Here is a 23,144-nt window from a genome sequence, read left to right as displayed (position 1 = left end):
GACAATCGTGGCCGGCAAGACTGCGTTCGAGACGAAATATGGCTTTGCCCGCAAAGATGTGCGGCTCGACAACTGGCGGCTGAGGCCGTTCAGCCAATGGTCGTTCCAGAATGTCGGCGAACTGGTGCCGAGCGCGCACGTTGCCGCCGCGCCAAATGGCGAAGAGCAGGCCAGATCGCTTGGAAGTTTGCTCGGCGAGAAGGTGAGCTTGGCTGGCGGCTCCGAAACCGTCGAGGCCTTTCTCAAGCGCTCCGACACTGACGGTCTGGCGATCATGAAGGGCGGCAGGCTCGTCGGCGACTGGTGGGCGCCGCACATGCCGTTCGGCCAGCGTCACATCATCTTTTCGATCAGCAAGTCGGTAACGGCGGTTCTCGCCGGTATCCTGGAAGGCGAGGGGGTGTTCGACGCGGAAGCGCCCGTGACACAGTACCTCCCCGAGGCCAAGGGCTCGGCATATGGCGATGCAAGTGTGCGCAACGTGCTCGACATGAACGTCAGCCTTGATTTCGAGGAAGCCTATCTCGATCCGGAAAGCGCCTTCGCCCGCTATCGCCGCGCGACGCTGTGGAATCCGGGCGGCGGATCCGAAAGCCTCGCTGCTTTTCTTTTCACGTTGCCGCGCCTCGCCGAACCGCATGGGCAGACCTACCGCTACCGGTCCCCCAATTCGGATGTGCTCGGCATTCTTATCGAGCGGGCATCCGGCAAGCGCGTCAGCGATCTTTTGAGCGAAAAACTCTGGCTGCCGCTAGGCGCTGCGAGCGAAATGTCGGTGACGGTCGACATGGAAGGCACGGCGCGCACGGCCGGCGGCATGTCGATGACGCCGCGCGATCTTGCCCGCATCGGCGAGATGATGCGGCAAGGCGGCGCGGCCAATGGCCGCCAAATCGTGCCGGAGGCCTGGGTGCGCGACACTGTTGCCGCCGGCGGCAGCTACGAGGCCTGGCAGCGCGGCACGATGGCGTTCCTTTTCCCGAAAGGGCGCTACCGCAACAAATGGTACCAGATGGGCACGGCAAGCGGTGCTTTCTGCGGCATCGGCATCCATGGCCAGTGGCTCTACGTCAACCCGAAAGCCGAAGTGGTGATCGCCAAGATGTCGTCGCAGCCGGAACCGGTGGACGATCGGCTCGACGTCGAGCTCGTGGCGTTTTTCGAGGCGCTGAGTACGATGGTCTGAGCCGTTCGGCCGGTCGTCCTCATAGCTGTTTCCTGTGGACCTTCATGGTCGGTTGAAAACAGCGCGGTTGGCGCGGCGGGCGTCCCGGCCTATGGTCGCCGCTCTTTTCGACAGGGACCAGCATGGCATCGGATATCAAGCGTATCGCAGCAATCATTGCGGCCGAGATCGGCGCGAGGCCGGAACAGGCCGCGGCGGCAATCGGGTTGCTGGACGAGGGCGCGACAGTCCCGTTCGTGGCCCGCTACCGCAAGGAGGTCACCGGCGGGCTCGACGATACGCAATTGCGCGACCTTTCCGAGCGGCTCGCCTATCTGCGCGAGCTCGATGCGCGCCGCGAGACGATCCTCGGCTCCATTCGCGAGCAAGGCAAGCTGACCGAGGAGCTCGAGGCCAAGATCGCTGCGGCGAGCACCAAGGCGGAGTTGGAGGACATCTACCTGCCCTACAAGCCGAAGCGCCGCACCAAGGCCGAGATCGCCAGGGAACGCGGGCTCGGGCCGCTCGCGCAGGCGATCCTTGCCGACCGTTCGGCGGTGCCGGCCGAGCTCGCGCTCGCCTATGTCACCGAGGAGGTTGCCGATGCGAAGGCCGCGCTCGAAGGCGCGCGCGACATCCTGTCGGAGCAGTTCGCCGAGAATGCCGATCTGGTCGGGAAGCTGCGCGCCTATATGAAGGAACGCGCCTTCCTGCGCGCCAAGGTCGTCGACGGCAAGCAGGAGGCGGGCGCGAAATTCTCCGACTATTTCGACCATGTGGAGCGTTGGGCCGGCGTACCGAGCCACCGCGCCTTGGCCATGCTACGCGGCCGCAACGAAGAGGTGCTGTCGCTCGACATCGAGGTCGATGCCGATGATGCTTCCACGGTAAAGCCGATCGAGCGCATGATCGCCAATGCCTATGCGATCGGTGCCAGCCTGCCGGGCGACCGCTGGCTGATGGAGGTGGCCGGCTGGACCTGGCGGATCAAGCTGTCGCTGCACTTGAGCCTCGACCTGATGCGCGACCTGCGCGAGCGGGCCGAGGAAGAGGCGATCCACGTCTTCGCGCGCAACCTCAAGGACCTCTTGCTTGCGGCGCCTGCCGGCTCGCGGCCGACCATGGGCCTCGACCCCGGCATCCGCACCGGCGTCAAGGTGGCGGTGGTCGACGGCACCGGCAAGCTGGTGGCGACGACCACGGTCTATCCGTTCCCGCCGAAAAGCGATGTGCGCGGCACCCAGGCGGAACTTGCAAAACTCATCCTCCTGCACAGGGTGGAGCTGATCTCGATCGGCAACGGCACCGGCAGCCGCGAGACCGAGAAGCTGGTGGCCGACATGCTGTCCAACCTGCCTTCGGATGGCGCGCCGAAGCCGATCAAGGTGATCGTCAGCGAAGCCGGCGCCTCGGTCTATTCGGCCTCGGCGACGGCTGCAGCGGAATTCCCCGGGCTCGACGTATCACTGCGCGGCGCGGTGTCGATCGCCAGGCGCCTGCAGGACCCGCTCGCCGAACTGGTCAAGATCGAGCCGAAGTCGATCGGCGTCGGCCAATACCAGCATGATGTCGACCAGTACCGGCTCGGCCGCTCGCTGGAAGCCGTGGTAGAGGATGCGGTCAATGCCGTCGGCGTCGATCTCAACACGGCGTCCGCGCCGCTGCTGGCGCGCGTTTCGGGGCTGGGGCCATCGCTTGCCGAGGCGATCGTCGCGCATCGTGATGCGGGTGGGCCCTTTGCCACACGCCGCGATTTGTTGAAAGTGGCGCGGCTCGGGCCTCGCGCGTTCGAGCAATGCGCCGGCTTCCTGCGCATCCCGAACGGCACCGAGCCGCTCGACGCTTCGGCGGTGCACCCCGAGGCCTATGGCGTGGCGAAAAGAATAGTCGCCGCCTGCGGCCGCGACGTGCGTTCGCTCATGAGCGACAGCACCGCGCTGAAGGCGCTCGACCCGCGCGTCTTCGTCGACGAGCGCTTCGGCCTGCCGACGGTGCGCGACATCATCGCCGAGCTGGAAAAGCCGGGACGCGATCCGCGCCCCGGCTTCAAGACGGCGACGTTTGCCGAGGGTGTAGACGACATCAAGGACTTAAAGCCCGGCATGCTGCTCGAAGGCACCGTCACCAATGTCGCGGCATTCGGCGCCTTCGTCGACATCGGCGTGCACCAGGACGGCCTGGTGCATGTCTCGCAACTGGCCGACCGTTTCGTGAAGGACGCGCATGAGGTGGTGAAGGCCGGCGACGTCGTGAAGGTGCGGGTCGTCGATGTCGACATCAAGCGCAACCGCATCGGCCTGTCGATGCGCAAAGATGGCGGCGAGGGCGCACCTCGCGGTGGTCAGCGCGATCAGGGCGGCGGCAAGCCTGCGCCACGCTCGCCGGCGCCGCAGCGCCAGCCCGAACGGCCGGCACAGGGTGCTTTCGGCGCGGCGCTCGCTGAGGCGATGAAGCGGAAGTAGCTACCACGCCAGAAAAGCTGGCTCCTTCTCGACCTGGCCCAGCAGCCAGTCGCGAAAACTGGCAACCGGTGGTTGGCCGCGTTTGTCATGCGGGACAACGAGGTAATAGGCGCTGCGGCTCTGCATCGGCTGGCCCGGCGCCGGCAGCAACTGACCGCGCTGCAATTCTCCGGCAATCAGGATTTCCGGCAGCAGCGCCACGCCGAGCCCCGCCATGCAGGCCTGGGCGACGGTGCCGAACTGTTCGAATTGCATCCCGGGGCCGGTGGGCGCGCTGAGACCCTGCTCTTCGAACCATTCGCTCCAGGCGCCGGGGCGCGTCGCCATGTGCAGCAGCGGCAGGCGGCTGATATCGGCCGGCGTGGCGATGTCGCGGCTGGCCAGAAATTCGGGTGAAACCACCGGCATGACGGTCTCGCGCATCAAAAGCGTGCAATCCGCGTCCGGCCAGTCGGGCATGCCGTGATGGATCGCGGCGTCGAGGCGCTCGCGGGCGAAGTCGAAGCGGCCGATGCGTGTGGCGAAGTTGATGGTGATGTCCGGGTGGCGGGCGACGAAATCCGGGATCAGCGGCATCAGCCAGCGCGTGCCGAAGGTCGGCAGGATGGCAAGGTTGAGAACGCCGCTATGCCGATTGCTCATCAATCCGAGCGCGGCATCGCGCAATTGGCCGAGCGCCGAGCGCACGGCTTCGGCGTAGATTTCGCCCGCCGGCGACAGCCGAACATTGCGGCTGTCGCGCTCGAAAAGGCGGCGACCGAATTGCTCCTCAAGCAGGCTGATCTGTCGGCTGACGGCGCCCTGGGTCAGATCGAGCTCGCGCGCGGCAGCGGTGAAGGAGCCGAGACGCGCCACCGCCTCGAAGGCGGCAAGCGCGCCGGTGTTCGGCAAAAGGCGGCGCTGGACATTCATGATCCATTACTAACGCTCATTGATCCGTGATGCAATTTCGTTTGATTTTTTCCATGGGGAGGCCGATAAGCCGGGCAATCCAAGATTTTGCCGGGAGACCGAGGTCATGGCCGCCGAGAAGAACGCCTTTGTCTGGAACGATCCTTTCCTGATCGAAGACCAGATTTCCGAGGACGAGCGCATGGTGCGCGACGGCGCGGCGGCCTTCGCGGCCGACAAGCTGGCGCCACGGATCGAGGAAGCCTATGTCGAGGAAAAGACCGATCCGTCGATCTTCCGCGAGATGGGCGAGGCCGGCCTGCTCGGCGTCACCATTCCGGAGGAATATGGCGGGCTCGGCGCCAATTACGTGACCTACGGGCTGGTCGCGCGGGAAGTCGAGCGCATCGATTCCGGCTACCGCTCGATGATGAGCGTGCAGTCGTCGCTGGTCATGTATCCGATCCATGCCTATGGCTCGGAAGAGCAGCGCAAGAAGTATCTGCCGAAGTTGGCTTCCGGTGAATGGATCGGTTGCTTCGGCCTCACCGAGCCGGACGCCGGCTCCGATCCGGGCGGCATGAAGACGCGGGCCGAAAAGACGGCGAACGGCTATAGGCTCTCCGGCTCCAAGATGTGGATATCCAACGCGCCGATCGCCGACGTGTTCGTCGTCTGGGCGAAGTCGGCAGCACATGACAACCAGATCCGCGGCTTCGTGCTGGAGAAAGGCATGAAGGGCCTGTCGGCGCCGAAGATCGGCGGCAAACTCTCGCTGCGGGCCTCGATCACCGGCGAGGTGGTGATGGAGGGCGTCGAGGTCGGCGAAGGGGCGCTGCTGCCCAATGTTTCGGGCCTGAAAGGACCGTTCGGCTGCCTCAACCGGGCGCGCTACGGCATTTCCTGGGGCGCGATGGGCGCCGCCGAGGATTGCTGGCACCGGGCGCGGCAATACGGCCTCGACCGCAAGCAGTTCGGCAAGCCGCTCGCCGGCACGCAGCTCTTCCAGAAGAAACTCGCCGACATGCAGACCGAGATCGCGCTCGGCCTGCAGGGTTCTCTGCGCGTCGGCCGGCTGATGGACGAAGGCAAGATGGCGCCGGAAATGATCTCCATCGTCAAGCGCAACAATTGCGGCAAGGCGCTCGACATCGCCCGCCAAGCCCGCGACATGCATGGCGGCAACGGCATCCAGATCGGCTATCACGTGATGCGCCACGCGCAGAACCTGGAGACGGTCAACACTTATGAGGGCACGCATGACGTGCACGCGCTGATCCTCGGACGTGCCCAAACAGGCATTCAAGCTTTTTTCTAAGCCGGCAACGCTGCTTAAATTAGGTGCAGCGCAACATCTCCGCTTGGAGAATGCCCAGGACCTGTGTCAGGGTCTGGCGGTAAAACGCCATTCCCCGGGGCATCATGGCAATTCTGGCAGCCGTCCACCACCTGACCCACTACAAATACGACCGGCCGGTGGTGCTCGGCCCTCAGGTGATCAGGCTGCAGCCAGCGCCGCATTCGCGCACCAAGGTGCTCAGCCATTCGCTGAAGGTCGAGCCGAAGAACCATTTCGTCAACCTGCAGCAGGACCCGTACGGCAATTTCCTCGCCCGCTTTGTCTTTCCAGAGCCAGTGAGCGAGCTCAAGATCGAAGTCGATCTCGTCGCCGACATGACGGTCTACAATCCGTTCGATTTCTTCGTCGAGCCGGCGGCCGAGAGCTTTCCGTTCGAATACCCGGAAGAGATCAGGGACGATCTCGCCATCTACCGGACGCCTGAGCCAGCAGGGCCGCTGCTTTCAGCTTTCCTCGGGACGATCGACCGCAGTCCGAGGAATACCGTCGACTTCCTCGTCGACCTCAATGCGCGGCTGCAGCGCGAGATCGCCTACATCGTGCGCATGGAGACCGGCGTCTATTCACCGGAGGAGACGCTTGCCGCGGCCAAGGGTTCGTGCCGGGATTCGAGCTGGCTGCTGGTGCAGATCCTGCGCAATCTCGGCATCGCCGCGCGTTTCGTCTCGGGTTATCTCATCCAGCTCAAGCCTGATCTTATCTCGCTCGACGGACCGCCGGGAACCGCAGTCGACTTCACCGACCTGCACGCCTGGTGCGAGGTCTATATTCCGGGCGCAGGCTGGATCGGCTTCGATCCGACTTCCGGCCTGCTTACCGGCGAGAGCCATGTGCCGCTGGCGGCGACGCCGCATTTCCGCAATGCCGCGCCGATCTCCGGCATGGCAAGCTTCGCCAATGTCGATTTCGGCTTCGACATGCGCGTCGATCGCATCGCCGAGCATCCGCGCATCACCAAGCCTTTCTCGGACGAGAGCTGGGAGGCGCTCGACGCGCTCGGCAACAAGGTCGATGCGGTTCTGCACGAGCAGGATGTGCGGCTCACCATGGGCGGCGAGCCGACTTTCGTGTCGATCGACGATTTCGAGTCCGCCGAATGGAACACGGCAGCCGTCGGCCCGACCAAGCGCGATAAGGCGGATGAACTGATCCGCCGGCTGCGCGAACGCTTCGCGCCGGGCGGTTTTCTCCACTACGGCCAGGGCAAATGGTATCCGGGCGAGAGCCTGCCGCGCTGGACCTTCTCGCTCTACTGGCGCACCGACGGCCAACCGGTATGGAGCGATCCTTCGTTGATCGCGCGGGAGAAGAGCAGCGTCCCTGTGGGACCGGAGCAGGCCGAAAGCCTGCTCACGGCGATCGCAGGCGAGCTCGGCATCGACAAAGCGATGGTCAGCGAGGCCTATGAGGACCCGGCCGAATGGCTGCTCAAGGAAGGTAAGCTGCCGGCCAATGTCGACCCTTCCAACTCCAAGCTGGAAGATCCCGAGGAGCGCAGCCGCATGGCGCGTGTCTTCGAGCGCGGCCTGACCAAGCCGTCGGGCTACGTGCTGCCTGTGCAGCGCTGGAACAGCCAGGCTGCGGGGCAACGCTGGCGCTCCGAGAGGTGGAAGACGCGGCGCGGCCGGCTGTTCCTGGTGCCCGGAGACTCGCCGGTCGGCTACCGCTTGCCGCTCGGCACGCTGCCTTACGTGCCGCCGGCGCAATTCCCTTATATCGTGCCGGTCGATCCGTCGCTGCCGCGCGGTCCGCTGCCAGCGCGCGAAGCTATCTTGCCGGGGGCCGCGCCGGCAGAGCTTGAAGGCGCCGACGAAATGGCGCGCCGCCAGCAGGCGGTGTCCTTCACCGCGGTGGCCGGCCAGCAGGACCGCGTCGAGCAGGAGATTACCGAAATCGGCGGCGCGGTGCGGACGGCGCTCACTGTCGAGCCGCGCGACGGACGGCTCTGCGTGTTCATGCCGCCGGTCGAGGCGCTGGAGGACTATCTCGAACTGGTGGCGGCGGCCGAGAACGCGGCGAAGGCGATCGGCCTGCCGGTGCATATCGAAGGCTACGGCCCGCCGCATGATCCGCGCCTCAATGTCATCCGCGTCGCGCCCGATCCCGGCGTCATCGAGGTGAACATCCATCCGGCCGCCAACTGGCAGGAATGTGTCGCCACGACGACGGCGATCTACGAGGAGGCGCGGCAGTCGCGGCTCGGCACCGACAAGTTCATGATCGACGGCCGCCATACCGGCACCGGCGGCGGCAACCATGTCGTGGTCGGCGGCGCGACCCCGAACGACAGCCCGTTCCTGCGCCGGCCGGACCTGTTGAAGAGCCTGGTGCTGCAATGGCAGCGGCATCCCTCGCTGTCCTACCTGTTCTCGGGCCTGTTTATCGGCCCGACCAGCCAGGCGCCGCGCTTCGACGAGGCGCGCCACGATTCGCTCTATGAGCTGGAGATCGCGCTGGCGCAGGTGGCGCGCCCGGACAAGGGCGAGGCGCCCTTGCCGTGGCTGGTCGACCGGCTGTTCCGCAATCTCTTGACCGACGTGACCGGCAACACGCATCGTTCGGAGATCTGCATCGACAAACTGTTCTCGCCGGACGGTCCGACCGGACGGCTCGGCTTGGTCGAGTTCCGCGGCTTCGAAATGCCGCCCAATGCGCGCATGTCGCTCGCACAGCAGCTTCTCGTCCGCGCCATCATCGCGCGCGCGTGGAAGAACCCGCTCGACGGCCGCTTCGTGCGCTGGGGCACGTCGCTGCATGACCGCTTCATGCTGCCGCATTATGTCTGGGCGGATTTCCTCGACGTTCTGGAAGACCTGAAGCTCAATGGCTTCGACTTCCGTCCGGAATGGTTCGCAGCCCAACTCGAATTCCGCTTCCCGTTTTGCGGCGAGGTAAGCCAAGGCGGCGTCAAGCTGGAACTCAGGCAAGCGCTGGAGCCCTGGCATGTGATGGGCGAGCAGGGCGCGATCGGCGGCACGGTCCGCTTCGTCGATTCCTCGGTCGAGCGGCTGCAGGTGAGGACCGAAGGCCTCAATCCGGAGCGCCATGCCATCGTCTGCAATGGCCGCATCGTGCCGATGAAGGTGACCGACAGCAGAGAGGTCGCGGTGGCGGGCGTGCGCTTCAAGGCCTGGCAGCCGGCGTCGGGCCTGCATCCGGCGCTGCCCGTCAACACGCCGCTGATCTTCGACATCTACGACCGCTGGTCGGGCCGCTCGATCGGCGGCTGCGTCTACCATGTCGCACATCCGGGCGGCCGCAATTACGACACCTTCCCGGTCAACGGCAACGAGGCCGAGGCGCGGCGGCTCGCCCGCTTCGAGCCGCGCGGTCATACGCCGGGCGGCTATGTGCTGCGCGACGAAGAAGGCTCTGAAGACTTCCCGATGACCCTTGACCTCAGGCGGCCGGCGAGACTCTGATCGACCATGGCAAAGGGGAATCAAAGACGGGCGGGCGGCAGGCCGCGGGCGCAGGGCCTGCTGGAGCACTATCGGCCGATCGACGGCGTCGTCGACGAGATGGTCGACGCCACAGGCAATCCGCGCCCGGCCTGGCGGTCCTTCATCGAAGCTCTGGACGAATTGGGGGCTGAAACGCTCGGACAGCGCTTTGCCCGCGCCGACCAGTATCTGCGCGACGCCGGCGTCTATTACCGCGTTTACGACAAGGCCGGCGCCAACGAACGCGAGTGGCCGCTGGCGCATGTCCCGCTGCTGATCGACGAAAAGGAATGGGCCGAGATCAGCGTCGGCCTTGTCCAGCGCGTCGACCTGTTCGAGGCGATCCTCGCCGACATCTACGGGCCGAACCGGCTGATCGAGACCGGCATCCTGCCGGCCGGGCTGATCGCAGCCAGTCCGGAATATCTGCGCCCGGTCGTCGGGATCGGGCCGGCAAGCGGTCATTTCCTGCATATGGTCGCCTTCGAACTCGGCCGCGGCCCGGACGGCCGCTGGTGGGTGCTGGGCGATCGCACGCAGGCGCCGTCGGGCGCCGGCTTCGCGCTGGAGAACCGGGTCGCGACCACGCGTGCGCTTTCCGACATCTATGGCGAGATGCATGTGCACCGTCTTGCCGGCTTCTTCCGCCGTTTCCGCGATGCGTTGAACGGCATGGCGAAGGACTCGGGCGGCCGCGTCGCCATCCTCACGCCCGGACCGCTCAACGAGACCTATTACGAGCATGCCTATATCGCGCGTTATCTCGGTATCATGCTGCTCGAAGGCGAGGACCTGACCGTTTCCGGCGGCCGCTTGATGGTGCGCACCGTTTCGGGCTTGATGCCGATCGGCGTTTTGTGGCGGCGGCTCGATGCGGCCTTTGCCGATCCGCTCGAACTCAAGCCGGACTCGCAGATCGGCACGCCGGGACTGGTCGAGGCGATCCGACGCGGCACTGTCTCAGCGGTCAACGCGCTCGGTTCGGGCTTGGCGGAAACGCGGGCGCTGCTTTCCTTCCTGCCGCGGATTGCGCGCGAGTTGCGCGGCGAGGAGCTCAAGCTGCCGAACATCGCCACCTGGTGGTGCGGACAGCAGACCGAACGCGACCATGTACTGGCCAATGTCGACCGCATGGTGGTCGGTCCGGCGCTGTCTACGCGGCTCGCCTTCGAGGACGATGGCGCGACCAGGCTCGGCTCGGCGCTGTCGGCAGGGGAGCGGGCGGAGCTGGTCGCGCGGATCGAAGCCGATGGCGACGCCTTTGTCGGCCAGGAAGCGGTGACGCTTTCGACAACGCCGGTCTTTTTCGGTGGCCGGCTTGAGCCGCGGCCCGCCAGCCTGCGTGTCTATCTGGCGCGAACACAAGAAGGCTGGACCGTAATGCCCGGCGGCTTTGCACGCGTCGGCTTCTCGCTCGATCCGACCGCGATCGCCATGCAGCGCGGCGGCCAGGCGGCAGATGTCTGGGTGGTCAGCGACCGGCCGGTCGAGCGCGAGACGCTGCTGCCGCAGGAGCATGACAGCTTCACCCGCACCATGCCGGGCAGCCTGCCAAGCCGCGCGGCGGAGAACCTGACATGGCTCGGCCGCTATATCGAGCGCTCTGAAGACACGGTGCGCGTGCTGCGCGCCTATCACGTCAGGCTGGCGGAGACATCCGACCCCGAGATGCCGCTGCTCGCCGACATCAGGGACTATCTCGAACCGTTCGGCATCGAGGTCGAGACGGCGATCCCTCTGGGGCTGATCGGCATGCTGGACAGCGCCGTCTACAGCGCCGGCCAGATCCGCGACCGCTTCTCGCCGGACGGCTGGCTGGCGCTGAAGGACCTGTCGAAAACCATCCATAAATTCGCCGGCACCGTGGCTCCCGGCGACGACGCGACGCGGGCAATGACGGTCATGCTGCGCAAGCTTGCCGGCTTCTCAGGCCTGCTGCACGAGAACATGTACCGCTTCACCGGCTGGCGTTTCCTGGAGATCGGGCGACGGCTGGAGCGCGGCATCCAGATAGCCCGCGCGCTGGCGCGGCTGACCGGAAACGGCGCTCCGGACGGCGCGCTCGACATGATGCTGGAAATCGGCGACAGCGTGATGACCCACCGCCGGCAATATCCGGTGCAGGCCGGCCGGCGCACGGTGATCGACCTGCTCGCGCTCGATCCGCTCAACCCGCGCTCGATTCTGTTCCAGCTCGAGCGGCTCAAGGCCGAGATCGGCATGCTGCCTTCGGTCGGCGGCGAGGGACATATGTCGCCCGCGGCGAAGGAAATCCTGCAGCTCAACACGGCGATTGCCGTGATGGAGCCCCACGACATGACCGCGAAGGTGCTCGACGATCTCGCCAACCAGATCGGCGATCTCTACAACAGCCTCGCCAGGGCCTATTTCGGTTAGATGCTTTACGACATCAGGCTCCACCTGCACTACGACTACGCCGCCGCTGCCGGCGGCGGCCGGCATCAGGTGCGCGTGCTGCCGCAGACGATTCCCGGCCTGCAGCGGGTTATCGCCGCCTCGCTGTCGTTCGAGCCGATGCCGGCCGAGCGGGCGGATTTTTCCGATTTCTTCGGCAACAAAGTCACCGCGATCGCCTTTCGCGACGCGCATGAGGAGCTCGACATCAGGATGAGCGCACGGGTGTCGGTGTCGCGGCCGGAACCCGGCCTCGACGTCTCGCCCGACATCCACGGCTTGAGGGCGGAACTCGACGCGGTTCGTTCGCTGTCGCCCAACGCGCCGCATCATTTCCTCGCCGCCAGCGATTACGCCGGCATCGATACGGCGATCACCGCCTATGCGCGGGAAAGCCTCGCCGGTTCGGCGGCCGCCACGGCGGTCGATCTCTGCAACCGCATCCACCGCGATTTCACCTATGACGGCAAGGCAACCACCGTGCAGACGCGCGCCAGCGATGCCTTCGCGCTGAAACGCGGGGTCTGCCAGGATTTTTCCCATATCATGATCGCCGGGCTACGTGGGCTTGGCATCCCCGCCGGCTATCTCAGCGGCTTCCTGCGCACCATCCCGCCCATGGGCAAGCCGAGGCTCGAAGGCGCCGACGCCATGCATGCCTGGGTGAAAGCCTGGTGCGGGCGCGATGCCGGCTGGCAGGAATTCGACCCGACCAACGGCATGCGCGCGAGCAACGACCACATCACGGTCGGATACGGCCGCGACTATTCCGACGTGGCGCCGATCGTCGGCGTCCTGAAGACCACCGGCGGCCAGGTCGGCGAGCAGGCGGTCGACGTCATCCCGGTCGCTGCCTGAAGGCGTACGATCGGTCGCGCGGGCTGCTTCTCAAATTGCGATCCGGCGCGCGGCACGTCGCGACCTCTACAATCATCTCGATCCCGGTAGCCTGCTGCAGCAGCTCGGCTACGATTATCTGGCGGATGAGTCGGGGGCGGTTCTGGAGGCAATTCCGGCCGGGCGGGACTATTTTCCCGCCCACACCGACGATGGTGGACTCTGGATGGCCGACGTGTCCGCCGACCGGCAAGGTTGAAGGGCGCGCTGTTGGGACGGTGGAACCAGCCGCCTATCGCGCGGCTTATCTACGGACCAGTTCCGTGGAGCCGTCATGCTGCAACGAGCACAATCGTCCTCCGACCGCCTGGCCGGTGGTGAGGAAATGCAAGGAAACGGCGCGCAAAGTTCGGCCGAGCGCGCCTCGCTAAGCTATGTCAGCGACGGCGATCCGGGCATCCGGCGCCTGAGAAAAGGCAAGGGATTTTGCTACGTCGGTCCGAACGGGAACGCGGTCAGCGCAGCGACGCTGGACCGCATCAAGGCGATCGTCATTCCGCCGGCGTGGACCGATGTATGGATCTCGCCCCACCCGAACGGCCATATCCAGGCGACGGGCCGGGATCAGCGCGGGCGCAAGCAGTACTGCTATCATCCGCAATGGACCGAGGAGCGGGACGGCGTCAAATATTCCAGTCTTGTTGCCTTTGCCGAGGCATTGCCCGATCTCCGGAGCCAGATCGATGCCGACCTGCGCCGGCACGGCCTGCCGATGGAACGCGTGGTCGCCGCGATCGTCCGGCTGCTCGACAACACCATGATCCGTGTCGGCAATGCCGCCTATGCCCGGGACAACAAGAGTTTCGGGCTGACCACGTTGCGCGACCGCCATGTCGATATCGAGGGATCGAGGCTGCGCTTCGCCTTCAAGGGCAAGTCCGGCAAGGAATGGAAGCTGAAGCTCGTCGACCGCCGCATAGCCAAGGTCGTGCGCGGCGCGCAGGGCCTGCCGGGCCAGACGCTGTTCCAGTATCTCGATGAAGGCGGTGATCGCCGGCCGGTGCGCTCCGAGGACATCAACCGCTACATTCGCGAGGCGTCCGGCCCGGAGTTCAGCTCAAAGCATTTCCGCACCTGGGGCGGCACCATTCATGCGGCATCGCTGTTTGCGCAGACGGAGTTGCCCGAAAGTGCTGCCCAGCGAAAGCGGGTGATGAACGGTATCGTCGACAAGGTTGCTGAACGGCTCGGCAACACGCGAGCCGTCTGCCGCCGGTGCTATATCCACCCACTCGTCTTCGAGGCGTGGGGCGAGGGGAAGCTGCTCAGTGAAATGGCGAAAGCCAACGAGCGAAAGCGTCTTATAACAGGCCTCGACGAGGAAGAGACGCTAGTGTTGAGGTGGCTCAAGGCGCATGGCTCCGATGAGCGGCAAGGGAACCGGATAAGCCTGTGATCGCCCTACAATTTTTTTATCGACCTTGTGTCGGGAAGGGTCCTACTGTCTCGTCCTTTGATATGGAAAGGACGCACCATGCTCTACGCCATCCTCTGCTACGCCTCCGAAGACGTCGTCTGCTCCTGGAGCAAGGAACAGGATGATGAGGTCATGGCAAAGCTCCTCAATGTCCAGGACAAATACGCCAAAGCAGGCCGGCTAGGACCTGTGGCGCGTCTCTTGCCGACCACCGCCGCGACGACCTTGAGAAAGGTCAAGGGCGAATCGATCGTGCTCGACGGCCCGTTCGCCGAGACCAAGGAGCAGTTTCTCGGCTTCTACACGCTCGAATGCCGCGACCTTGACGAGGCCGTCGAGTTCGCCCGCGAGCTCTCCGAGGTCAATCCGAGCGGCGGCTCCTACGAGATCAGGCCGATCTCCGTCTTCAATCCGACCAAGGTACCCGCATGACCGATCTTGCCTGGATCAGCAACGCGATCAGCACCGCCCGTCCGCAGGCGATGGGCGCGCTGCTGCGCTATTTCCGCGACCTCGACGCCGCGGAAGAAGCTTTCCAGGATGCATGTCTCAGGGCACTGAAGAACTGGCCGAAGAACGGGCCGCCACGCGATCCGGCGGCCTGGCTGATCTTCGTCGGCCGCAACAGCGGCATCGACGCGGTGCGCAAGCGCGCCAAGCAGGCGCCGATGCCGGAAGAGGACCAGATTTCCGATCTCGAGGATGCCGAAGGCGATATGGCCGAGCGGCTGGACGGCGCGCACTACCGTGACGACATCCTGCGGCTCTTGTTCATCTGCTGCCATCCCGACCTGCCGGCGACGCAGCAGATCGCGGTGGCGCTGCGCATCGTTTCCGGCCTCACCGTCAAGCAGATCGCGCGCGCCTTCCTCGTCGGCGAAAGCGCCATGGAGCAGCGCATCACCCGCGCCAAGGCGCGCATCGCCGACGCGGGCGTGCCGTTCGAGACACCGGGTGCGGTCGAGCGCTCGGAGCGGCTCGCGGCGGTCGCGGCGATGATCTATCTCATCTTCAACGAGGGCTACTCGACCAATGGCGGCGAGGCGCCGGCCCGCGCCCCGCTTTGCGAGGAAGCGATCCGGCTCGCCAGGCTGCTGCTCCGGCTGTTTCAGCAGGAACCCGAGATCATGGGGCTGACCGCGCTGCTTCTATTGCAGCATGCGCGCGCGCCGGCACGCTTCGACGAGAGTGGCGAAATCGTGCTGCTCGAGGACCAGGACCGGTCGCTCTGGAGCCGCAAGATGATCGACGAGGGGCTGGCCTTGGTCGACAAGGCGCTGCGCCATCGCAAGCCCGGCCCCTACCAGGTGCAGGCGGCAATCGCGGCGCTGCATGCGCGGGCGGCGACGCCCGAGGATACGGACTGGACCGAGATCGATCTGCTCTACGGCCTGCTCGAACAGATGCAGCCGTCGCCAGTGGTGACGCTGAACCGCGCCGTCGCGGTGAGCAAGGTGCGCGGCGCGGAGGCGGCGCTCGCCATGGTCGAGCCGCTGGAAGAACGGCTGGCGGGCTATTTCCACTTCTTCGGCCTGAAGGGCGGCCTGCTGATGCAGCTTGGTCGTGGCGAGGAGGCGCGCGTGGCCTTCGACCGCGCGATCGCCCTTGCCAACACCGCCGCCGAGGCAGCCCATATCCGCATGCATATCGATCGGCTGATCAAGGAGAGCGCCGGGACGTCGTCGATTCAGAAAGCACGCTGAGGATTCAGGTGATGCCGGCTCCGGCGCGCGTCCGCTCGATGAAGCCCGCGCCGCCTGATGCAAAGTTACCCTTTGCGAGACGCGCTCGCCGACACTGGTCGCTCCTCGTCATTGTCTTCGTATTGCGTTCAGCCGAGTTCCTGGGCGAGTCCGATGAGATGCCCTTCAGGCCCGCGGATGTAGCAGAGCCGATATGCGTCTTTATACTGGACTACTTCGCCTACGAGCTGCGCGCCGCGCTGGCGGAGCCTTTCAAGCGTCTCGTCGATGTCGTCCAAAGTGAACATGACGCGGAGGTAGCCTAGAGCGTTCACCGGGGCGTTGCGGTGATCCTCGACGACGGGCGGCGTGAGGAAGCGGGAGAGCTCGAGCCGGCCGTGACCGTCCGGCGTGCGCATCATGGCAATCTCGACGCGCTGATCGCCCAGTCCGGTGACGCGTCCGGCCCATTCTCCTTCGATCGTGGCCCGCTCTTCGAGCTCGAGGCCAAGCTCGCGAAAGAAATCGATCGTCCCTGCGAGGTCGTCGACGACGATTCCTATGTTGTCCATCCGTTTGAGCGCCATGCGCCCAATCTAAAAGGTGTCGTCTAGTCTAACAAGGGACCCAACGCCTAACGGGTTATGCTGCGACTACAAATGGCGGCTTCCTGCGCTTCCGGCCTTCGCCGGCCGAAGCACTCATGAATGGTCGTGGCAGTTAAAGCTACGGCCGGCGTAGGCCGGTGCTCGCGTACTTTAAGTACGCTCCGCTCCGATTCTTGGACCCGCCCGGTTTGGTCGCTTCGCGCCCGTCTTCGACTCCGGCTCGGCCTGACCTGAATCTCAACACGCCCCGGTCCACTGCCTGGCCCAATTTTGCGTGCAGGGCTTGGACCATGCCGGGGTGGCGGTTTTTTCCTGAAACGAGTAATGCCACGCCATCAAAAGCGCCTGGACGTGCCGTATGGCACGGCCAAAGGCATGGCGCAGGGCTTCCACCCGCGCCATATCAACGGCGGGATCTGAAAGGGATAAAAATGACGATAGCCAAGGAAACGGCCTCACTTCTGGAGAAACTGGGCGTCGCCAAGGGTGCGCTTTCCGGCGGCGACCTCATCGTGCACAGCCCGGTGACGGGCGAAGAGATCGCGGCGCTGAAGACGAACTCGCCGGCCGATGCGGCCAAGGCCATCGATACCGCCCACAAGGCGTTTCAGGCCTGGCGGCTGGTGCCGGGACCGAAGCGCGGCGAGCTGGTGCGCCTGCTCGGCGAGGAACTGCGCGCGCATAAGGCGGAACTCGGCCGGCTGGTGTCGATCGAGGTCGGCAAGATCCCGTCGGAGGGCCTTGGCGAAGTGCAGGAGATGATCGACATCTGCGATTTCGCCGTCGGCCTTTCCCGCCAGCTCTACGGCCTGACCATCGCCACCGAGCGCCCCGGCCACCGCATGATGGAAACCTGGCATCCGCTCGGCGTCGTCGGCGTGATCTCGGCCTTCAACTTCCCCGTTGCGGTGTGGTCGTGGAACGCCGCGCTCGCCTTGGTCTGCGGCGACGCCGTGGTGTGGAAACCGTCGGAAAAGACGCCGCTGACGGCGCTTGCCTGCGAGGCGATCTTCAAGCGCGCCGTCGAGCGTTTTGGCGCCGACGCGCCGGAAGGCCTGCTCCAGGTGCTGATCGGCGACCGCGCCGTCGGCGAGGTGCTGGTCGACCATCCGAAGGTGCCGCTGGTTTCGGCCACCGGCTCGACCCGCATGGGCCGCGAGGTCGGCCCGCGGCTTGCCAAGCGCTTCGCGCGCGCGGTGCTGGAGCTCGGCGGCAACAATGCCGGCATCGTTGCGCCCACCGCCGATCTCGACATGGCGCTGCGGGCGATTGCCTTCGGCGCGATGGGCACGGCCGGCCAGCGCTGCACGACGCTCCGGCGCCTGTTCGTGCATGAAAGCGTCTATGACGCGCTGCTGCCGCGGCTGAAGAAAGCCTATCAGAGCGTTTCGGTCGGCAATCCGCTGGAGACGTCGGCGCTGGTCGGACCGCTGATCGACAAGGCCGCCTTCGACAACATGCAGAAGGCGCTCAAGGAAGCGCAAGCGCATGGCGGCAAGGTGACCGGCGGCACACGGGTCGAGAACGACTACGCGGAAGCCTATTACGTGCACCCGGCGCTGGTCGAGATGCCGAAGCAGGTCTCACCGGTGACGGAAGAGACCTTCGCGCCGATCCTCTATGTGATGAAATATTCCGATTTCGACGAGGCGCTCGAGCTGCACAATGCGGTCGGCGCCGGCCTGTCGTCGTCGATCTTCACGCGTGATCTGCAGGAATCAGAGCGCTTCCTCGGCGTCGACGGGTCGGATTGCGGCATCGCCAACGTCAACATCGGCACCTCGGGTGCGGAGATCGGCGGCGCGTTCGGCGGCGAAAAGGAAACCGGCGGCGGCCGCGAAAGCGGCTCGGATGCCTGGAAGGCCTATATGCGGCGCGCCACCAACACGGTGAACTATTCCAAGGCGCTGCCCCTGGCGCAAGGCGTGTCGTTCGACATCGACTAAGGGCAGGCGCGGGCGCCGCGAACTGCGGCGCCTGATACTGCTGCTCAGAACGCCTTGCCGGTCGCCGGATCGAACAGGCGAAGCGAGATCTCGTCGAAGACAAACGCGCAGCGCTCGCCCTTGGCGACGCGAGCCTGCGGCGGCAGGGTTGCCGTCACCCGCTGCGCGCCGATCCGAGCGGTGGTGACCTGCTCAGGCCCGGTCAGTTCGACCACGTCGATCTCGACGGGCAGCGACAGTTCAGCGCTGTTGCCGGACCCAAGGCGGAGCGCTTCGGGCCTGATGCCGACAACGACTTTTGCGCCGTTGCTGGCCGTGCCCGCGTAGCGCGCCGGCAGCGCCAGCCGCGCGTCCGTGCCGGCGATTGCGAGCTTGCCATCCTCGACGGCCGCTTCCAGCATGTTCATCGACGGGGCGCCGACGAAGCCCGCGACATAGAGCGTCGCCGGCTGGTTGTAGATCTGCTGCGGCGTGCCGAGCTGTTCGATGCGGCCGTCGCGCATGACGGCGATCCGGCTCGCCAGCGTCATCGCCTCGATCTGGTCGTGCGTGACATAGACGACCGTGGTCCGCAGCATTTCGTGCAGGCGCTTGAGCTCGGTTCGCATCTCCAGGCGCAGCTTGGCGTCGAGATTGGACAACGGCTCGTCGAACAGGAACACCTGCGGCTTGCGCACCAGCGCCCGGCCGATGGCGACGCGCTGGCGCTGGCCGCCGGAAAGCTGGCCTGGCTTGCGGTCGAGCAAGGTTTCGATCTGCAGGAGCCTCGCCGCCTCGCGCACCGCCTTGTCGCGTTGGTCCGCCGGAACCTTTCGCATCTCCAGCCCGAAGCCGATGTTCCGGTGCACGGTTAGGTTCGGGTAGAGAGCATAGGACTGGAAGACCATGGCGATGTCGCGGTTTTTCGGATGCACGCCAAGCACCGAGCGGCCGCCGATCAGCACGTCGCCGCTGGTTGCCTCCGCCAGCCCGGCAATGATGTTGAGCAAGGTCGACTTGCCGCAGCCGGACGAGCCGAGCAGCACCAGGAACTCGCCGCTGTCCAGCGCGATGTCGATGCCTTTCAGCGTTTCGACGCTGCCGTAGCTCTTGCGGACATCGCGGATCTCAAGCGCGCTCATTGACGGCGTCCTCGAAAAGCATCGGCCCGCCATAGTCGCGGGGCAAGGTGGAGATGGCGCGCGACGCCACCCTGACGGCGGCGGACAGGCAGCTGTCCAGCGACCGCTCCTGCGCCAACGCGGCGAGGAAGGCGGCGTTGAAGACATCGCCGGCGCCGATCGTGTCGACGACTTTCACGCGCGGCGCCGGCACTTCGATCAACTGGCCGTCGGCGCCGATGGCGATCGCACCGTCGGGCCCACGCTTCACGACCACGGTCGCGCGTTCCCTCATGCCGCCGCGGATCTTGCGCGCGGCGTCCGCGGGGATTTCCAGCCCGGCCAGCGTCGTCGTCTCGACCTCGTTGAAGAGGGCCAGCTCGCAGTGCGACAGCCAGCCGCGCGCGGCGGCGCAGTTCGCCGCCGTCCAGCCGTCGATCGGCCAGCCGGTGTCGAGCGCAACGGCGATATGATGCGCTTCGGCCCAGTCGAAAAAGGCATCGTAGTCGCGGGTGAGGTCGTCGGTCAGGAAGGAGCCGCAAAGCAGCGCATAGCCGCCGTAGAGCCGCTTGCCTTCGAGAACGGACAGAACGTCGTCCAGGCTGAAGCGGGGCAGATGGCCGCGCGTGGTGAAAAAGGTGCGCTCGCCATCGGGATGGGTCATGCCGACCGACAGCGTCGTTCCCTCGGGATGAACCGGCCATTTCTCCGCACGGGAGCCGAAGGCTTCGCGCAGCCAGCGGCCGAACTGGTCGTTGCCGAGATTGGCGGCGATTTCGAAGTCGATGCCGAGCGCCTGCCAGGCAAGCGCGCTGTTGCCGGCCTGGCCGCCGACGCGCAGATCGTCATGGTCGACAACCGTCTCCGTTCCCGCCTTCGGCCAGGGCGCGACTGGGCCGACGATCAGGTCGACATTGACGTTGCCGATTACCGCCAGCGGCCGCATCATTCGCTCCGCGTGATCTTGGTGGTGCGGACCGGCGTCCCGGCATTCTCGACGCGGGCATCGGCGAAGGCGATCATCAGACATTGTGCCACCGGCAGCATGGCGAGGACCGCCGCCAGCCCGGAGGCCGGCTTGAAGGCCAGTGTGACGGCGCCAGCGACGGGCGGCTTGCCGGACGCGTCGAAGATGACCAGCCGCGCGCCGGCCTCGACGACGGAAAGCGCCATCGCGGTGACGAGATCGGCGGTCGCGTCGTTGCCGCGAAAGAGGACGATGCCGATTTTGGAGCTGAGCATCTCCATCGGCCCGTGGCGAAGCTGACCGCCTTCAAGGGAGAAGCATGGCACGCGCGACAGCTCGGTGAGGCCGAGCGCCAGCGCCTCGGCCAGCCCCTGCAGGCTGCGGCCGGAGGTGACGACGGTCGCCACCTCGCTCAGGGCAGCCAGCGCGGCGTCGATCGCGATGGCTTCCGGAGTCTCCAGCGCCGCGAGCGCCGGCGCGGGATCATCGCCGAGTGCCGCCAGGATGGCGAGATGCAGGGCGAAGGTCACGGTCAGGCTGCGAGTCGCGGCAAAGGCAAGCTCGGTGCCGCCGGCGCCGACAAGGCATGGGATCGTCCGGCCGAGGAAGGAGCCGGCTTCCAGCGTCAGGCCGAAAATGTCGGCGCGCTGACCTGCCTCGGAGAACCACCGCACCACCTCGGCGCTCTCTCCGGATTGCGAGGTGACGAGCACCGTCCTGCCGGTGAGGGGCAATGGCTGGCCGAGCTGCTCCGAAAGCGGCACCGCGATGGCATCGATGCCGCGGGCGCGATAAAGCGGCTCGACGGTCCGGGCGACGGCATGCGAGGCGCCCATACCGAGCAGGACCAGCCTGCCGTTGCGCCTGATCGAGGCAGCGACCTGGCCGGCGATATCGGTGTTGTTCTTGAATGAGGCGATCGCATCCTCATGCTGGCGCGCCATCTCGCGATCGATTGCGGCAAGCCCCGCGGGGCGCTTCTTTTCTCCAATCATCATTATCCTTTCACACCGCCGCTGGTGAGACCCGAAATCAGCGCGCGCTGCATGACGAGGCCGATCAGCACTGGCGGCAAGGCGGCAAGCACGCCGGCCGTGGCGATCAGCCCGTAGTCGGAAACGCGGCCGCCGGCGAGATCGGCGATGGCGACGGTGAGCGTCTTCGCCCGCTGGTCCGAGGTGAAGAGCAGTGCGTAGAAGAACTCGTCCCAGGCAAGCAGCACGGCAAAGAGCGCCGATGTCGCCACCACGGGCGCCGCCAGCGGCAAACTGAGGATGCGCCAGGTCTGGAAGAGCCCGGCGCCGTCGATCATGGCGGCTGCCTCGATCTCGCGCGGGATGGCATCGAAGCCCGATTTCATCAGCCAGGTGGTGAATGGCGCCAGGATCGTCAAATAGATCAGCGCCAGCCCGAAGACGTTGTTGAGCAGGCCGAGATAGGACAGCCCCATATAGAGCGGCACCGAAAGCGCCACCGGCGGCAGCATGTAGGTGGCGATCACCATGGACAGCGACCAGCCGACCGAGGGCGTGCGCGAGACGGCCCAGCCGGCCGGCACGGCAAGCAGGATGGCGGCGAGCGTCGCCATGCCCGCGACCTCGAGGCTGTTGCGCAGCGATGCGGTGAAGGCGGCGCCGGCGCTATTTTCGGTCGTCGACAAAAGCTGCGCATAGCGGGAGAAGTCGGCGCTTTGCGGCCACCAGCGCAAGGGCTTGGCGGCGAGATCGGCCGCCGGCGAAATGCTCATCACGAAGAGCCAGACGAGCGGCGCCAGGATCACCGCGGCGAGCAGGATGGCGCAGGCATAGATGAAGGCGGTGAAGACCGGGTTCTTGCGTTCCATCAGGCGGCGCTCCCCGCGGTCTTCTTGACCAGCGCCGCATAGGCAACGGCAAGCACGGTGACGAGCAGAGTAACGATCAGCGCCAGCGACGCGCCGGAGCCGGCGCGCTGGAAGGAAAAGGCCTCCTGATACACGAGGATCGACAGCGAGCGGGTGCTGTTGGCAGGGCCGCCGCGCGTCATCACCCAGATGATGTCGAAGACCTTGAAGGCTTCGATGGTGCGCAGCACAAGTGCCACCATCAGCGGCCCGGCAAGATAGGGCAGGATGACGAAGCGGAAGCGGGCGAAGGGACCGGCGCCGTCGACCAGGGCGGCGGCGGTGATGTCGCGCGGCACCGCCTGCAGGGCTGCGAGCGCAATGAGTGCCACCAGCGGAAAGTTCTTCCAGCAGTCGGCGACGATCAGCGCCGCCAGCGCCGTTCCGGGCTCGCCCAGCCAGGAACGATAGGCGTCGATGACATGCAATTGCGTGAGTGCTGCGTTCAGCGCGCCATATTCGGGATTGTAGATCAGTCGCCAGAGCGTGGCGTTGACCACGGTCGGCAGCGCCCAGGGCAGGATCATCAATCCGCGCAACACGCTGCGGCCGCGAAATTCCTGGTTGAGCAGCAGCGCGGCCAGCACGCCGATCACCATTTCGGCGGCGACCGAAACGACGGCGAACCAGGTGGTGGTCGTCAGCGTTCGGGTGAAGTTCGAGCTGGTCAGCATCTTGGTGTAATTGTCGATGCCGACGAAATTGCCCGCGGTGCCAACCAGCTTGGCGTCGGTGAAGGAGAGGCCGACGGTGTCGACCAGCGGCCAGCCGATGACGGCGACCATGACCACCAAAAGCGGCAGCATCAGCAGCCACGCACGAGTCGTCATCCAGGTGCCTGACATCCGAGGCGCCTCTCCCTGATCGTCGAAATTTCAGTGATAACACGGGCGGCGCAAGGCCGCCCGC

Annotated in this window: 17 protein-coding genes; 10 read left to right on the top strand and 7 right to left on the bottom strand. The window is 65.8% G+C overall.

Annotated features, from left to right (window positions below; all coding sequences use genetic code 11):
• Nucleotides 1-7: 7 nt before the first annotated feature.
• Together AU465_RS26905 and AU465_RS26900 are read left to right on the top strand one after the other, a co-directional pair.
• Nucleotides 8-1,186 (top strand): serine hydrolase domain-containing protein, encoded by a 1,179-nt coding sequence (locus AU465_RS26905; RefSeq protein WP_192254927.1) that lies wholly within the window; start codon nucleotides 8-10, stop codon nucleotides 1,184-1,186.
• Nucleotides 1,187-1,308: 122 nt separating this feature from the next.
• Entirely contained in the window at nucleotides 1,309-3,627 is a 2,319-nt protein-coding gene (locus AU465_RS26900) for a Tex family protein (RefSeq protein WP_192254925.1), read from the top strand.
• Here the strand turns inward: AU465_RS26900 and AU465_RS26895 are convergent, their stop codons facing one another.
• The gene (locus AU465_RS26895; RefSeq protein ID WP_192254923.1) at nucleotides 3,628-4,539 is read right to left on the bottom strand and encodes a LysR family transcriptional regulator; all 912 of its coding nucleotides are present in this window, start codon (nucleotides 4,537-4,539) and stop codon (nucleotides 3,628-3,630) included.
• Between the two features lie 106 nt (nucleotides 4,540-4,645).
• On the opposite strand from AU465_RS26895, the gene AU465_RS26890 reads away from it, so the two are divergent.
• The 7 genes from AU465_RS26890 (at nucleotide 4,646) to AU465_RS26860 (ending at nucleotide 15,753) form a co-directional block, all read left to right on the top strand.
• On the top strand, nucleotides 4,646-5,836 hold the full coding sequence (locus AU465_RS26890; protein WP_192254921.1) for an acyl-CoA dehydrogenase: 1,191 nt from the start codon (nucleotides 4,646-4,648) through the stop codon (nucleotides 5,834-5,836).
• A 104-nt stretch (nucleotides 5,837-5,940) separates the two neighbouring features.
• A complete protein-coding gene (locus AU465_RS26885) occupies nucleotides 5,941-9,300 on the top strand; it encodes a transglutaminase family protein (RefSeq protein ID WP_192254919.1) in 3,360 nt (1,119 codons plus the stop codon).
• 6 nt (nucleotides 9,301-9,306) lie between these two features.
• The gene (locus AU465_RS26880; RefSeq protein WP_192254917.1) at nucleotides 9,307-11,718 is read left to right on the top strand and encodes a circularly permuted type 2 ATP-grasp protein; all 2,412 of its coding nucleotides are present in this window, start codon (nucleotides 9,307-9,309) and stop codon (nucleotides 11,716-11,718) included.
• On the top strand, nucleotides 11,719-12,594 hold the full coding sequence (locus AU465_RS26875; RefSeq protein ID WP_192254915.1) for a transglutaminase family protein: 876 nt from the start codon (nucleotides 11,719-11,721) through the stop codon (nucleotides 12,592-12,594).
• A gap of 313 nt (nucleotides 12,595-12,907) precedes the next feature.
• The gene (locus tag AU465_RS26870; protein ID WP_192254913.1) at nucleotides 12,908-14,029 is read left to right on the top strand and encodes a DNA topoisomerase IB; all 1,122 of its coding nucleotides are present in this window, start codon (nucleotides 12,908-12,910) and stop codon (nucleotides 14,027-14,029) included.
• Nucleotides 14,030-14,107: 78 nt separating this feature from the next.
• The gene (locus tag AU465_RS26865; RefSeq protein ID WP_192254911.1) at nucleotides 14,108-14,482 is read left to right on the top strand and encodes a YciI family protein; all 375 of its coding nucleotides are present in this window, start codon (nucleotides 14,108-14,110) and stop codon (nucleotides 14,480-14,482) included.
• Nucleotides 14,479-15,753 carry an RNA polymerase sigma factor gene (locus tag AU465_RS26860; RefSeq protein WP_192254909.1) on the top strand — a complete coding sequence of 425 codons (1,275 nt, stop codon included), beginning with the start codon at nucleotides 14,479-14,481 and terminating at the stop codon, nucleotides 15,751-15,753. The genes AU465_RS26865 and AU465_RS26860 overlap by 4 nt, the downstream gene beginning before the upstream one ends.
• A gap of 128 nt (nucleotides 15,754-15,881) precedes the next feature.
• Here the strand turns inward: AU465_RS26860 and AU465_RS26855 are convergent, their stop codons facing one another.
• Nucleotides 15,882-16,319: a VOC family protein gene (locus AU465_RS26855; protein ID WP_192254907.1), complete on the bottom strand. Its 438-nt coding sequence runs from the start codon at nucleotides 16,317-16,319 to the stop codon at nucleotides 15,882-15,884.
• A gap of 452 nt (nucleotides 16,320-16,771) precedes the next feature.
• On the opposite strand from AU465_RS26855, the gene amaB reads away from it, so the two are divergent.
• The gene (gene amaB / locus AU465_RS26850) at nucleotides 16,772-18,286 is read left to right on the top strand and encodes an L-piperidine-6-carboxylate dehydrogenase (RefSeq protein WP_192254905.1); all 1,515 of its coding nucleotides are present in this window, start codon (nucleotides 16,772-16,774) and stop codon (nucleotides 18,284-18,286) included.
• 44 nt (nucleotides 18,287-18,330) lie between these two features.
• On the opposite strand, the gene AU465_RS26845 is transcribed toward amaB, so the two are convergent.
• Genes AU465_RS26845 through AU465_RS26825 form a run of 5 tightly spaced genes read right to left on the bottom strand, consistent with a single transcriptional unit; the run spans nucleotide 18,331 to nucleotide 23,080 of the window.
• Nucleotides 18,331-19,407: an ABC transporter ATP-binding protein gene (locus tag AU465_RS26845; RefSeq protein WP_192254903.1), complete on the bottom strand. Its 1,077-nt coding sequence runs from the start codon at nucleotides 19,405-19,407 to the stop codon at nucleotides 18,331-18,333.
• On the bottom strand, nucleotides 19,394-20,332 hold the full coding sequence (locus tag AU465_RS26840) for a PfkB family carbohydrate kinase (protein WP_192254901.1): 939 nt from the start codon (nucleotides 20,330-20,332) through the stop codon (nucleotides 19,394-19,396). Before AU465_RS26840 ends, AU465_RS26845 begins: the two co-directional genes overlap by 14 nt.
• The gene (locus tag AU465_RS26835; RefSeq protein WP_192255008.1) at nucleotides 20,332-21,348 is read right to left on the bottom strand and encodes an SIS domain-containing protein; all 1,017 of its coding nucleotides are present in this window, start codon (nucleotides 21,346-21,348) and stop codon (nucleotides 20,332-20,334) included. The genes AU465_RS26840 and AU465_RS26835 overlap by 1 nt, the downstream gene beginning before the upstream one ends.
• 2 nt (nucleotides 21,349-21,350) lie before the next feature.
• The gene (locus AU465_RS26830) at nucleotides 21,351-22,196 is read right to left on the bottom strand and encodes a carbohydrate ABC transporter permease (protein WP_192254899.1); all 846 of its coding nucleotides are present in this window, start codon (nucleotides 22,194-22,196) and stop codon (nucleotides 21,351-21,353) included.
• Nucleotides 22,196-23,080: a carbohydrate ABC transporter permease gene (locus tag AU465_RS26825; RefSeq protein WP_192254897.1), complete on the bottom strand. Its 885-nt coding sequence runs from the start codon at nucleotides 23,078-23,080 to the stop codon at nucleotides 22,196-22,198. Before AU465_RS26825 ends, AU465_RS26830 begins: the two co-directional genes overlap by 1 nt.
• Nucleotides 23,081-23,144 lie beyond the last annotated feature (64 nt).

It is taken from the genome of Mesorhizobium silamurunense, assembly GCF_014843905.1.
In the GTDB taxonomy this organism is placed as follows: Bacteria; Pseudomonadota; Alphaproteobacteria; order Rhizobiales; family Rhizobiaceae; genus Mesorhizobium; species Mesorhizobium silamurunense.
This window is presented reverse-complemented; position numbering and strand designations above follow the sequence as displayed.

Coding starts and splice junctions, on each gene's coding strand:
- AU465_RS26865 (WP_192254911.1), top strand. CDS start 14,108: ATGCTCTACGCCATCCTCTGCTACGCCTCCGAAGACGTCGTCTGCTCC.
- AU465_RS26845 (WP_192254903.1), bottom strand. CDS start 19,407: ATGAGCGCGCTTGAGATCCGCGATGTCCGCAAGAGCTACGGCAGCGTC.
- AU465_RS26890 (WP_192254921.1), top strand. CDS start 4,646: ATGGCCGCCGAGAAGAACGCCTTTGTCTGGAACGATCCTTTCCTGATC.
- AU465_RS26875 (WP_192254915.1), top strand. CDS start 11,719: ATGCTTTACGACATCAGGCTCCACCTGCACTACGACTACGCCGCCGCT.
- amaB (WP_192254905.1), top strand. CDS start 16,772: ATGACGATAGCCAAGGAAACGGCCTCACTTCTGGAGAAACTGGGCGTC.
- AU465_RS26855 (WP_192254907.1), bottom strand. CDS start 16,319: ATGGCGCTCAAACGGATGGACAACATAGGAATCGTCGTCGACGACCTC.
- AU465_RS26870 (WP_192254913.1), top strand. CDS start 12,908: ATGCTGCAACGAGCACAATCGTCCTCCGACCGCCTGGCCGGTGGTGAG.
- AU465_RS26885 (WP_192254919.1), top strand. CDS start 5,941: ATGGCAATTCTGGCAGCCGTCCACCACCTGACCCACTACAAATACGAC.
- AU465_RS26830 (WP_192254899.1), bottom strand. CDS start 22,196: ATGGAACGCAAGAACCCGGTCTTCACCGCCTTCATCTATGCCTGCGCC.
- AU465_RS26900 (WP_192254925.1), top strand. CDS start 1,309: ATGGCATCGGATATCAAGCGTATCGCAGCAATCATTGCGGCCGAGATC.
- AU465_RS26860 (WP_192254909.1), top strand. CDS start 14,479: ATGACCGATCTTGCCTGGATCAGCAACGCGATCAGCACCGCCCGTCCG.
- AU465_RS26825 (WP_192254897.1), bottom strand. CDS start 23,080: ATGTCAGGCACCTGGATGACGACTCGTGCGTGGCTGCTGATGCTGCCG.
- AU465_RS26880 (WP_192254917.1), top strand. CDS start 9,307: ATGGCAAAGGGGAATCAAAGACGGGCGGGCGGCAGGCCGCGGGCGCAG.
- AU465_RS26835 (WP_192255008.1), bottom strand. CDS start 21,348: ATGATTGGAGAAAAGAAGCGCCCCGCGGGGCTTGCCGCAATCGATCGC.
- AU465_RS26895 (WP_192254923.1), bottom strand. CDS start 4,539: ATGAATGTCCAGCGCCGCCTTTTGCCGAACACCGGCGCGCTTGCCGCC.
- AU465_RS26840 (WP_192254901.1), bottom strand. CDS start 20,332: ATGCGGCCGCTGGCGGTAATCGGCAACGTCAATGTCGACCTGATCGTC.